The sequence below is a fragment of the Frateuria sp. YIM B11624 genome (assembly GCF_049727805.1).
In the GTDB taxonomy this organism is placed as follows: domain Bacteria; phylum Pseudomonadota; class Gammaproteobacteria; order Xanthomonadales; family Rhodanobacteraceae; genus Frateuria_A.
Genome location: NZ_JBCNYA010000039.1, coordinates 25,582 through 36,479 on the forward strand (window position 1 = coordinate 25,582; position 10,898 = coordinate 36,479).

General features: G+C 70.4%; 11 protein-coding genes. All 11 read left to right on the forward strand.

Annotated features, from left to right (window positions below):
- The first annotated feature begins 53 nt into the window (after positions 1 to 53).
- The 11 genes from AAIL17_RS16340 to AAIL17_RS16390 all read left to right on the forward strand — a co-directional run bounded on the left by AAIL17_RS16340 (position 54) and on the right by AAIL17_RS16390 (position 10,765).
- Positions 54 to 1,028 carry a beta-ketoacyl-ACP synthase III gene (locus AAIL17_RS16340; protein ID WP_424683914.1) on the forward strand — a complete coding sequence of 325 codons (975 nt, stop codon included), beginning with the start codon at positions 54 to 56 and terminating at the stop codon, positions 1,026 to 1,028.
- Between the two features lie 289 nt (positions 1,029 to 1,317).
- Complete coding sequence (fabD, locus tag AAIL17_RS16345; protein ID WP_424683915.1) at positions 1,318 to 2,256, forward strand: ACP S-malonyltransferase; 939 nt, start codon at positions 1,318 to 1,320, stop codon at positions 2,254 to 2,256.
- Between the two features lie 62 nt (positions 2,257 to 2,318).
- Positions 2,319 to 3,062, forward strand: a complete 744-nt coding sequence (gene fabG, locus AAIL17_RS16350) for a 3-oxoacyl-ACP reductase FabG (RefSeq protein WP_424683916.1) — start codon at positions 2,319 to 2,321, stop codon at positions 3,060 to 3,062.
- A 192-nt stretch (positions 3,063 to 3,254) separates the two neighbouring features.
- Positions 3,255 to 3,494, forward strand: coding sequence for an acyl carrier protein (gene acpP, locus AAIL17_RS16355; protein WP_091336635.1), 240 nt, complete (start codon positions 3,255 to 3,257; stop codon positions 3,492 to 3,494).
- Between the two features lie 181 nt (positions 3,495 to 3,675).
- Positions 3,676 to 4,914, forward strand: a complete 1,239-nt coding sequence (fabF, locus tag AAIL17_RS16360) for a beta-ketoacyl-ACP synthase II (protein WP_424683917.1) — start codon at positions 3,676 to 3,678, stop codon at positions 4,912 to 4,914.
- A 7-nt stretch (positions 4,915 to 4,921) separates the two neighbouring features.
- Entirely contained in the window at positions 4,922 to 6,268 is a 1,347-nt protein-coding gene (locus tag AAIL17_RS16365) for an aminodeoxychorismate synthase component I (RefSeq protein ID WP_424683918.1), read from the forward strand.
- Positions 6,265 to 7,074 (forward strand): aminodeoxychorismate lyase, encoded by an 810-nt coding sequence (gene pabC / locus AAIL17_RS16370; protein ID WP_424683919.1) that lies wholly within the window; start codon positions 6,265 to 6,267, stop codon positions 7,072 to 7,074. The genes AAIL17_RS16365 and pabC overlap by 4 nt, the downstream gene beginning before the upstream one ends.
- Before the next feature lie 11 nt (positions 7,075 to 7,085).
- The gene (gene mltG, locus AAIL17_RS16375) at positions 7,086 to 8,126 is read left to right on the forward strand and encodes an endolytic transglycosylase MltG (RefSeq protein ID WP_424683920.1); all 1,041 of its coding nucleotides are present in this window, start codon (positions 7,086 to 7,088) and stop codon (positions 8,124 to 8,126) included.
- Entirely contained in the window at positions 8,119 to 8,763 is a 645-nt protein-coding gene (gene tmk / locus AAIL17_RS16380) for a dTMP kinase (RefSeq protein WP_424683921.1), read from the forward strand. The genes mltG and tmk overlap by 8 nt, the downstream gene beginning before the upstream one ends.
- Positions 8,760 to 9,695, forward strand: coding sequence for a DNA polymerase III subunit delta' (holB, locus tag AAIL17_RS16385; protein WP_424683922.1), 936 nt, complete (start codon positions 8,760 to 8,762; stop codon positions 9,693 to 9,695). The genes tmk and holB overlap by 4 nt, the downstream gene beginning before the upstream one ends.
- A gap of 140 nt (positions 9,696 to 9,835) precedes the next feature.
- Complete coding sequence (locus AAIL17_RS16390) at positions 9,836 to 10,765, forward strand: PIG-L deacetylase family protein (protein ID WP_424683923.1); 930 nt, start codon at positions 9,836 to 9,838, stop codon at positions 10,763 to 10,765.
- The last annotated feature ends 133 nt before the right edge of the window (positions 10,766 to 10,898 follow it).

Sequence of the window (10,898 nt, forward strand, 5' to 3'; positions counted from 1 at the left end):
GGCGGCGAAGCCTCCAGGTCCAGCCATCGCCCCCGCATGCAGATGGAAAGTCCATGGCTTCGACCTACGCCCGCATCACCGGCACCGGCAGCGCGCTGCCCGAGCGCGTGCTGAGCAACTTCGACCTGGAGAAATTCGTCGAGACCAGCGACGAGTGGATCCATTCCCGCACCGGCATCCGCCAGCGCCACGTGGCCGCCGAGGGCGAGACCACCGGCGACCTGGCCTTCCTCGCCGCCGAGCGCGCGCTGGCGGCGGCCGGCGTGAAGGCCTCCGAGCTCGACCTGATCGTGCTGGGCACCACCACGCCAGACCTGATCTTCCCCTCCACCGCATGCCTGGTGCAGAACCGCCTGGGTGCCAACGGCTGCGCCGCGTTCGACGTCAATGCCGCCTGCTCGGGCTTCGTCTACGCGCTGGGCGTGGCGGACAAGTTCATCCGCAGCGGCCAGACCAAGAAGGCGCTGGTGATCGGCGCCGAGACGCTGACCCGCATGATCGACTGGAAGGAACGCGAGACCTGCGTGCTGTTCGGCGACGGCGCTGGCGCAGTCGTGCTCGAGGCCAGCGACGAGCCGGGCATCTACGCCACCTGCATGCATGCCGACGGCGGCTACAAGGAACTGCTGTGGAACCCGGTCGGCGTGTCCGCCGGTTTCCGCGACGAGCCCAACCACGGCGTGCGCATCAAGATGGCCGGCCGCGAGGTGTTCAAGGTGGCGGTCAAGACGCTCGACTCGCTGGTCGAACAGACCCTCACGGCCGCCGGCATGGAGGCCTCGCAACTGGACTGGCTGATTCCGCACCAGGCCAACCTGCGCATCATCGAGGCGACCGCCAAGCGGCTGAACATGTCGATGGACCAGGTCATCGTGACGGTCGACAAGCACGCCAACACGTCCTCCGGTTCGGTGCCGCTGGCGCTGGACTACGCGGTGCGCTCGGGCAAGGTGCAGCGCGGACAGAACCTGCTGCTGGAAGCGTTCGGCGGCGGTTTCACCTGGGCTTCGGCGCTGCTGCGCTACTGAGCCCGGTCGCGTCTCGTGCGATGCCGCCTTCGGGCGGCATCGTCGTTTGGGGATGCCGGTTCGAGGCAAGACTTCCCCCATCCGCCTGTCGGCACCTTCCCCCGCAAGCGGGGGAAGGCTCACTTGGGCGCCCACCGCCGATCCTTCCCCCGTTCACGGGGGAAGGTGCCCGCAGGGCGGATGGGGGAAGCCCTGCGACCCGGCCGCACCCGCGCCATCGCGCGATACGGCTGCGTACGCGCGCCGCTGCTGGCATCATCGTCTCTTTGCTTTTGGACGGAACACTTCGATGACTGACACCTCCACCTCGCTCGCCTTCGTCTTCCCGGGCCAGGGTTCGCAATCGGTCGGCATGCTGGCCGACCTGGCCGCCGCCCACGCGGACGTGCAGGCGACCTTCGAGGAGGCCTCGCAGGGCGCCGGTGTCGACCTGTGGGAAATGAGCCAGCAGGGTCCGGAGGAACAGCTCAACCGCACCGAGAACACGCAGCCGGCGTTGCTCGCGGCGAGCGTGGCCGTGTGGCGCGTATGGAACAAGCTCGGCGGCGCGCGCCCGGCGCAGCTCTCCGGTCACAGCCTGGGCGAGTACAGCGCGCTGGTCTGCGCCGGCGCGCTGTCGCTGCACGATGCCGCCGCGCTGGTCGCCGAGCGCGGTCGCCTGATGCAGGCGGCGGTGCCGTCGGGCGTCGGTGCGATGGCGGCGATCCTCGGCGGCGACGACGCGCAGATCGCGCAGGTGTGCGAAGAGGTCGCGCAGGGCCAGGTGGTCTCGCCGGCCAACTACAACTCGCCCGGCCAGCTGGTGATCGCAGGCAACGCCGAGGCGGTCGACCGTGCACTGGCCCGGCTCGCCGAACTGGGCGTGAAGAAGGCGGTCAAGCTTGCGGTCTCGGTGCCTTCGCATTGCGCGCTGATGCGCGAGGCGGCGGATCGGCTCGGCGAGCGCATGGCCACCATCGAGTGGTCGCTGCCCGCCATCCCCGTGGTGCAGAACGCCGAGGCGCGCAGCTACGGCAGCGTGGAGGAGATCCGCGGCGCCCTGCAGCGCCAGCTCTACCTCCCGGTGCGCTGGACCGAATGCGTGCAGGCGCTCGCCGGCAACGGCGCCACCCGCGTGCTCGAATGCGGCCCGGGCAAGGTGCTCGCGGGCCTCATCAAGCGCATCGACAAGAGCCTGGGTGCGCGTGCCATCGGCACGCCGGCCGACATCGAAGCGGCGCTGGCTTGAAGCACCATTGAGCGGATGGGCTGCGCGCCCGTCCCGAGAGATTCCTGCAAAAGGGCATGACGATGAGCAAGATCCTGCAAGGAGAAATCGCGCTGGTCACCGGCGCCAGCCGCGGCATCGGCGCGGCGATCGCCGACGAACTGGCGGCCATGGGCGCCACGGTGATCGGCACGGCCACCAGCGAGAACGGCGCCAAGGCCATCGGCGAGCGCCTGGCGGCAAACGGCGGCCACGGCCGCGTACTGGACGTGACCGATGGCGCCGCTGTCGACGCACTGATCGATGCCATCGCGAAGGAATTCGGCGCGGTCTCGATCCTGGTCAACAACGCCGGCATCACCCGCGACCAGTTGCTGATGCGCATGAAGGACGAGGACTGGCAGGCGATCCTCGACACCAACCTGACCTCGGTCTACCGCACCTCCAAGGCGGTGATGCGCGGCATGATGAAGGCGCGCAAGGGCCGCATCATCTCGATCGCCTCGGTGATCGGCCTGACCGGCAATCCGGGCCAAGCCAACTACGCCGCTGCCAAGGCCGGCATCATCGCCTTCTCCAAATCGCTCGCGCGCGAGATCGGCACGCGCGGTATCACGGTCAACGTGGTCGCGCCTGGTTTCATCGATACCGACATGACGCGTTCGTTGCCGGAGGAGTCGAAGCAGGCGCTGCTGGGGCAGATCGCGCTCGGCCGTCTGGGCGAGGCGGGCGACATTGCCAAGGCGGTGGGTTTCCTTGCATCGCCGGCCGCGGCCTATATCACTGGCGAAACGCTGCACGTCAACGGCGGCATGTACATGCCCTGACGTATGGCACGGTTGTCGCCAACGATCCGTTTTTAGGCGACAATCGACCTTTCGCGCCGGTCCGAAAGCCCGCGCGTTTGAATCTGTCGGCGGAGCCATGGCGGCCTGGCCGCTTAGCCACTACAATTCGCCGTCCTTTGCCGGACCCGTGCCGGCCCGACAAAAAGCACACCCCTTGGGAGGTTTGGCAACATGAGCACCATCGAAGAGCGCGTCAAGAAGATCGTCATCGAGCAGCTGGGCGTGAAGGAAGACGAAGTCACGGCGAACGCTTCGTTCGTGGACGACCTGGGCGCCGATTCGCTGGACACGGTGGAACTGGTGATGGCTCTCGAGGAAGAGTTCGAGACCGAGATTCCCGACGAGGAAGCCGAGAAGATCACCACCGTTCAGCAGGCCGTGGACTACATCAAGGCCCACACCAAGGACTGATCGGCTCGTGGCGGGTTTTCGCGTCCATGGCGGCGCGGCTCCCGTTCACGTGGCGATACTGAAAGCTGCGCCACCTTGGCGCAGTTTTCGTTTCTGCCTTTTGAAACGTCCGATACCGTATGGTTGAAAGACGCTGGCCGTTGCGCGGCAGCGTGCCGAGAACACGTAAGGATTCAAATCCATGAGTAAACGACGCGTCGTAGTGACCGGCATGGGCATCATCTCGCCGGTCGGCAATGACATCGCCACCGCCTGGGACAACATCCTCAACGGCGTCAGCGGCATCGGCCCGGTAACTCATTTCGACGCCGCCGGCTACGCCACGCGCATCGCCGGCCAGGTGCGCGACTTCGATCCCACCCAGTGGATGCCGCCGAAGGACGTCAAGAAGATGGATCCCTTCATCCATTACGGCATCGCGGCCGGCACGCAGGCGCTGCGCGATTCCGGGCTGGAGATCACCGAGGCCAATGCACCGCGCATCGGCGTGGCGGTCGGCGCCGGCATCGGTGGCCTGAACACCATCGAAGACACCTCGATCGAGCTGCACGAGAAGGGCCCGCGCCGCGTGTCGCCGTTCTTCGTGCCCAGCTCGATCATCAACATGGTGTCGGGCCACCTCTCGATCATGTTCGGCCTGAAGGGCCCGAACATCGCCTGCGTCACGGCCTGCACCACGGCCACGCACAACATCGGCCTGGCCATGCGCATGATCCAGTACGGCGATGCCGACGTGATGCTTGCCGGCGGCGCCGAGTTCGCCACCACCGGCACGGCGATGGCGGGCTTTTGCTCGGCCAAGGCGATGTCCACCCGCAACGACGAGCCGACCAAGGCGAGCCGCCCGTGGGACAAGGATCGCGACGGCTTCGTGCTGTCCGACGGCGCCGGCGTGCTGATGCTGGAGGAGTACGAGCACGCCAAGGCGCGCGGCGCGAAAATCTACGCCGAGCTGGTCGGCTTCGGCATGAGCGGCGACGCCTACCACATCACCGCACCTAGCGAGGGTGGCGAGGGTGCGGCGCGCTGCATGCAGGCGGCGCTGGATGACGCTGGCATCGCCCCCACCGAGGTGCAGTACATCAACGCGCACGGCACCTCCACGCCGCTGGGCGACCTGGGCGAGGTGATGGCGGCCAAGAAGGTGTTCGGCGATCACGCCTACAAGCTGGCGATGAGCTCGACCAAGTCGACCACCGGCCACCTGCTGGGCGCCGCCGGTGGCGTCGAGGCGATCTTCTCCATCCTGGCGTTGCGCGACCAGGTGCTGCCGCCGACGATCAACTTGGACGAGCCCAGCGAGGGTTGCGACCTGGACTTCGTGCCGCACACCGCACGCAAGGCGGACGTGGACGTGGCGATCTCCAACTCCTTCGGCTTCGGCGGCACCAACGGCACGCTCGTCTTCCGGCGCCATTGAGCGCTGCGTGGGCAGCCACCTGAGGGTCCTGGACGGCCGGCGCGACCTGCTCGCGCCGGCCGCTGCGTTTGCGGACCGCTACCCCTGTCTCCTCGAAAGCGTGGTGCGCGGCAGCGCGCAGGCACGCTACGACATCCTGTTCGCGTTTCCGCGCGAGAGCCTGGCACTGCTCGGCGACGGCAGGCTTGTCGATGGCCAGGGCCGCGTGCACGGCGGCGGTTTCCTCGATGCGCTCGATGCGGCCTGGCAGGCCGAGCGCGTGCCGGAACGGGGTGACGGATTGCCGTTCCATGGCGGCTGGGTGCTGCTGCTGGCGTATGAACTGGCCGGTGAAATCGAACCGCGCCTGCGCCTGCAGCCCGACGACCGGCTGCCGGTCGCGCTGGCCCTGCGCTGCCCGGCGGCGGTCATCGTCGACCACGCGGCAGGGCGCACGCTGCTGGTGGCCGAGGAAGGGCAGGCCGGTCTGCTCGACCTGCTGGAAGCGGACCTGGACGTGGGCCCCGACCTGCCGGACCTGCCTGCGCCGGTCGCTCTCGAGGAAGACCCGCCTGCACGTTTCCTCGATGGTGTCGCACGCATCCACGAGCACCTGCAGGCCGGCGACATCTTCCAGGTGAATCTCTCGCGCGCCTGGCGTGCGCGTTACGCGAAGCCGCCCGTGTCAGCCGCGCTCTACGGCGCGTTGCGCGCCGCCAACCCGGCACCGTTCGCCGGCCTGCTGCAGCAGCCTGGCTGGGCGGTGGTCAGCTCCTCGCCGGAGCGGCTGGTCGAGGTGCGCGGCGGCGTGGCGCAGACGCGGCCGATCGCCGGCACGCGGCCGCGCGTGGCAGGCGACGACGACGCGGCGCGCATCCGCGAACTCGCCGCCCACCCGAAGGAGCGCGCCGAGCACGTCATGCTGATCGACCTGGAGCGCAACGACCTGGGCCGCGTATGCGCACCCGGCACGGTCGTGGTCGACGAGCTGATGGTGGTGGAGAGCTACGCGCACGTGCACCACATCGTTTCCAACGTGCGCGGGCGTTTGCGCGCGGGCGTGACGCCGGGACAGGTGATCGCCGCGACCTTCCCGGGCGGCACCATCACCGGCTGCCCCAAGGTTCGCTGCATGGAGATCATCGCGGCGCTCGAACAGGCGCCGCGCGGCGCCTACACCGGCGCGCTCGGCTACCTCGACCGCAGCGGCGAGCTCGATCTCAACATCCTGATCCGCACGCTCACCCAGGTCGGTGGCGAGGTCAGCCTGCGCGCCGGCGCCGGCATCGTGGCCGACTCGGTGGCCGGGAAGGAACTGGACGAGACCCGCGCCAAGGCCCGCGGCCTGTTGCGCGCACTGGGAGCCACCGGGTGACTCCGCGCGTGCGGGTCGACGGGCAGGTGCGGGACCAGGTGTCGGTGCTGGACCGCGGGCTCGGCTATGGCGACGGCCTGTTCGAAACCATCCGCTTCGTCGGTTCCGGCGCACCGCTATGGCCGCGACACATGCAGCGGCTGGAGGAAGGGTGTCGCCGGCTGGGCCTGCCGATGCCGGGTCCTGGCGTGCTGCTCGCCGAGGCGCGCGAGGTGTCGCACGGGCTGGACCAGGCGGTCGTGCGGATCACCCTCACGCGAGGCCTGGGCGCACGCGGCTACAGGCCACCCGTTCGGCCGCAGTCCACCCGCATCGTCGCCGCCTTCGAACCGCCGCCGCCCGACCAGGCCGCGCAGACGGACGGCATCTGCGTCCGCCTGTGCGCCACGCGCCTGGCACCGCAGCCACTGCTCGCGGGCCTCAAGCACCTCAACCGCCTGGAACAGGTGCTGGCGCGTGCCGAGTGGGACGATCCGGCGATCGCCGAAGGATTGCTTTGCGACGTCGACGGCTTCGTCATCTCCGCCACCGCGGCCAACCTGTTCGCCGTATTCGGCGACACGCTCGCCACGCCGGTGCTCGACCGCTGCGGTGTCGCCGGGGTCGCCCGTGCCGAAGTGCTGGCCGCCTGGCCGCATGCGCAGGTGCGCCGGATCGCGCTTGCGGAACTCCGCCAGGCCGATGAGCTCTTCCTATCCTCGAGCGTGCGCGGCATCCTGCCGGTTCGCGAACTGGACGGGCACGCCCTGGCGGTCGGTCCGGTGACACGCGCGCTGCAGGCACATTGGCGCGAGCTGGGTTTCTGAAGGAGTCGCCGATGGGGCGCAAGAAGAGGAAGGGGCGGGCCGCGTGGCGCATCCTGGCGTGGGTGCTGCTGCTGGCCGTGCTGGCCGCGGTGGTGGCCGGCTGGTACGACTTCGAGCGGTTCAGCCGTACGCCGCTGGCGGTCGGTGCGCAGCGGCAGACGCTGGACGTGGAGCGCGGCAGCAATCTGCGCGGCATCGTGGCGCAGCTGCGTGCGCGTGGCCTGACCCATGCTCCTTCGCTGTACTGGCGCGTGCTGGCCGAACGCATGCGTGTGGCCGACCGGCTGCATGCCGGCGAATACGCGCTCGACCCGGGCACCACGCCCGGCCAACTGCTGGACGCGATGGCCGCCGGGCGCGTGCTGCAGCGGGACTTCACCATCGTCGACGGCTGGACCTTCCACCAGTTGCGCGACGCCCTGGCCAAGGTGCCCACGCTGCGCCACGACGGCGCCGCGCTGGATGACGCCGAGCTCATGCGACGCATCGGCGCGCCCGGCGAAATGCCCGAGGGTCGCTTCCTGCCCGAGACCTACGCCTACGTGAAGGGCGACAGCGACCTGGACATCCTCAAGCGCGCCCACCAGGCGATGGTGCGCACGCTGGCCGAGCTGTGGCCTGGACGCGACAAAGACCTGCCGCTGGCCTCGGCGTACGACGCGCTGATCCTCGCCTCGATCGTGGAGAAGGAAACCGGACGCGCCGACGAGCGGCCGAGGATCGCCGGCGTGTTCGTGCGCAGGCTGCAGAACCACATGCTGCTGCAGACCGATCCGGCGGTGATCTACGGCATGGGCGAGGCCTACGCCGGCAACATCCGCCGCAGCGACCTGGTCGCCGACACGCCCTACAACACCTATCTGCACGCGGGCCTGCCGCCCACCCCGATCGCGCTGCCGGGACGGCCGGCGATCGAGGCGGCACTGCACCCGGCACCGGGCGACGCGCTGTACTTCGTGGCCCGTGGCGACGGCAGCCACGTGTTCGCCAGCTCGCTGGCCGAACACAACCGCAACGTCGCCTGCTACCAGTTGAAGCGCTGCCATGACTGACCCACGGCGCGGACGCTTCATTTCGCTCGAAGGCGGCGAAGGCGCCGGCAAGAGCACCCTGCTGGCCGGCCTGCATGCGCACATCGCGGGGCAGGGCATCGCGCTGGTGCAGACCCGCGAGCCCGGCGGCACGCCGGTGGGCGAGGCGGTGCGCGCGATCGTGCTCGATCCGCAGGCGCGCGGCATGGCGGCGGAAACCGAGCTGCTGCTGATGTTCGCCTCGCGCGCCCAACTGGTGCGCGAGACGATCGCTCCTGCGCTGGCCGCCGGGCAGTGGGTGCTGTGCGACCGCTACGTCGACGCCAGCTACGCCTACCAGGGCGGCGGCCGTGGCCAGCCGGCGGAGCGCATCGCCGAACTGGAGCGCTGGGCGTGCGCCGGCCTGATGCCGGACCTGACCCTGCTGCTCGACCTGCCGGTGGCCACCGGCCGCGCGCGTGCCGCCGGCCGCGGCGAGGCGGATCGCATCGAGACCGAGGCCGACGCCTTCTTCGAGCGCGTGCGTGCAAGCTACCGTGCGCGCGCCGCGGCGGAGCCGGCCCGCTTCCGGCTGATCGACGCGAGCCAGCCGCCCGAGGCGGTGCTGCAGGCGGCCGTCGCGGCCCTGGCCTCGCTGTTCGCGGAGGACGCGGCATGAGCGCGCAACCCTGGCACGAGGCGCACTGGCAGCGATTGCAATCACGCCTCTCGCGCGGCGCCCTGCCGCACGCGCTGTTGCTGTGCGGCCCGGCCGGCCTTGGCAAGCGTGTCTTTCTGCAGCGTTTCGTGCGCGGCCTGCTGTGCGCTCATCCGCGAGACGGCGAGGCCTGCGGCCAGTGCCGTACCTGCCTGCTAATGGACGCCGGCACCCACCCCGACTACATGACCATCAGCTATGGCCTGCGCAAGGACGGCGTGCAGCGCAAGGAGATCGTGGTCGACCAGATCCGCGAGCTGTCCGCGCGGCTGGCGATGGCCAGCCAGTTCGGCGGCTGGCAGGTGGTGGTGATCGATCCAGCCGACGCCATGAACGCGGCCGCCGCCAACGCCTTGCTCAAGACGCTGGAAGAACCTTCGCCGCAGACCCTGCTGCTGCTGGTCGCCGACGCGCCGTGGCGGTTGCCGCAGACCATCCGCAGCCGCTGCCAGCGCATCGAGTTCCAACTGCCGCCGCCGGCCGAGGCGATGGACTGGCTAGCCGCGCAGGGCGTGCCCGATCCGGCCGCCGCGCTGCAGGCAGCCGGCGGCAATCCCGGACTCGCCAAGGCCTGGGCGGAACAGGGCGCGCTGGCGCGCCGCCAGGCCGTTCGCAAGGATCTCGCCGCGCTGGCGGCCGGTCGTGCCGAGCCGATGGAGGTGGCACGCCGCTGGCTCGACGCCGAGCCCGAGCAATGCCTGTGGTTCGCCGCACAGGCGGCGGTCGAGGAGGCGCGCTCGCGCGCGGCCGGCAGTGCCGCGCCGCTCGGCAGCCGGCTCGATGCCGAGGCGCTGGCTGACTGGTTCGCCAGCGCCAACCGCACGCGCGATGCCTTGCGCGGCCCGCTGCGCGGCGACCTGCTGCTGCTAGAGTTGCTCGCCGGCTGGCGCTGAGCCCTGCGGCCGCAGCGATCCGGTTCCCGCCTGACGCTACACGTTGTGCGAACGCGCGCTGCCGCAAGCTGCGCGCAACGACCGCCCGGGCTTTGAGGCTCCAGGCGCTCCCCACACCCCGGCGCGGGAGGCGCCACGACATGCCGTTGAGCCCGGAGCTGTACAGCCCCGACGCGCGGACCCGCCTGCTGGTGGTGGCGCCGCATCCCGACGACGAAACCATAGGCACCGGTGAGCTGCTGCAACTCGTGCGGGCGGCGGGCGGCGAGGTGCGCGTACTGCTGCTCACCGACGGCGACGACAATCCGTGGCCCCAGCGCTGGCTGGAGCGCCGCCTGCGCATCGGCGCCGCCGAGCGTGCCCGCTGGGGGCGGCGGCGTCGCGGCGAAGTGGCCGACGCGCTGCACCGGCTCGACGTGCCGCTCGATGCATTGCACGCGATGGGCTGGCCGGACATGGGCCTGACCACGCTGGTGCGCGAAGACGCATCGATGGCGCGTGCGCGCATGGTCGAACAACTGGTGGACTTCCGCCCCAACGTTGTCGCCCTGCCGGCCCTTTCGGACCGCCATCCCGACCATGGCAGCGCGCACGTGCTGACCCGGCTGGCGCTGGCCGACTGGCAAGCCGAACCGCCGTTGCTGCTGGGCTACCTGGTGCACGGCCGCGGCGGGACGGCGCCCGGCATCGCGTTGCCGGACGGCGCCGGGCGCCATGCGGCCAAGCTCGCCGCGCTGACGGCGCACGGCAGCCAGATGGCGCTGAGCGCGGGCCGCATGCGCCGGTTGACCGACCGCCCGGAACGCTACGAGCGGGTCGCCCGGCCACCGGCCGATCGCGAGGCGGGCGCGCTGCCCTGGCACCCCAGGGCCTGGCGTTCGCAACTGCGGCTGACCATCGCAAGTCCGGACGGCGTACGCCACTGGCGCTGGGCCGACGCACCGGTGCGGCGGGACGGGCAGGGCCGCTGGCGCATGGCGGAGGTGCCGACCGCGCCGTGTTTCGCGCGGCTGGACATGGAGGTGCCGTCGCCGTGGATCTTCGACCGTTGGGGGTGGTGCGAGCTGTGAGCTGCCGGTAAGGCCACCCCCATCCGCCTGTCGGCACCTTCCCCCGCAGGCGGGGGAAGGCTCGATAGTCGGCGCATGGAATCCTTCCCCCGTTCACGGGGGAAGGTGCCCGAAGGGCGGATGGGGGTGGCCT

Coding starts and splice junctions, on each gene's coding strand:
- AAIL17_RS16340 (WP_424683914.1), top strand. CDS start 54: ATGGCTTCGACCTACGCCCGCATCACCGGCACCGGCAGCGCGCTGCCC.
- fabD (WP_424683915.1), top strand. CDS start 1,318: ATGACTGACACCTCCACCTCGCTCGCCTTCGTCTTCCCGGGCCAGGGT.
- fabG (WP_424683916.1), top strand. CDS start 2,319: ATGAGCAAGATCCTGCAAGGAGAAATCGCGCTGGTCACCGGCGCCAGC.
- acpP (WP_091336635.1), top strand. CDS start 3,255: ATGAGCACCATCGAAGAGCGCGTCAAGAAGATCGTCATCGAGCAGCTG.
- fabF (WP_424683917.1), top strand. CDS start 3,676: ATGAGTAAACGACGCGTCGTAGTGACCGGCATGGGCATCATCTCGCCG.
- mltG (WP_424683920.1), top strand. CDS start 7,086: ATGGGGCGCAAGAAGAGGAAGGGGCGGGCCGCGTGGCGCATCCTGGCG.
- tmk (WP_424683921.1), top strand. CDS start 8,119: ATGACTGACCCACGGCGCGGACGCTTCATTTCGCTCGAAGGCGGCGAA.
- holB (WP_424683922.1), top strand. CDS start 8,760: ATGAGCGCGCAACCCTGGCACGAGGCGCACTGGCAGCGATTGCAATCA.
- AAIL17_RS16390 (WP_424683923.1), top strand. CDS start 9,836: ATGCCGTTGAGCCCGGAGCTGTACAGCCCCGACGCGCGGACCCGCCTG.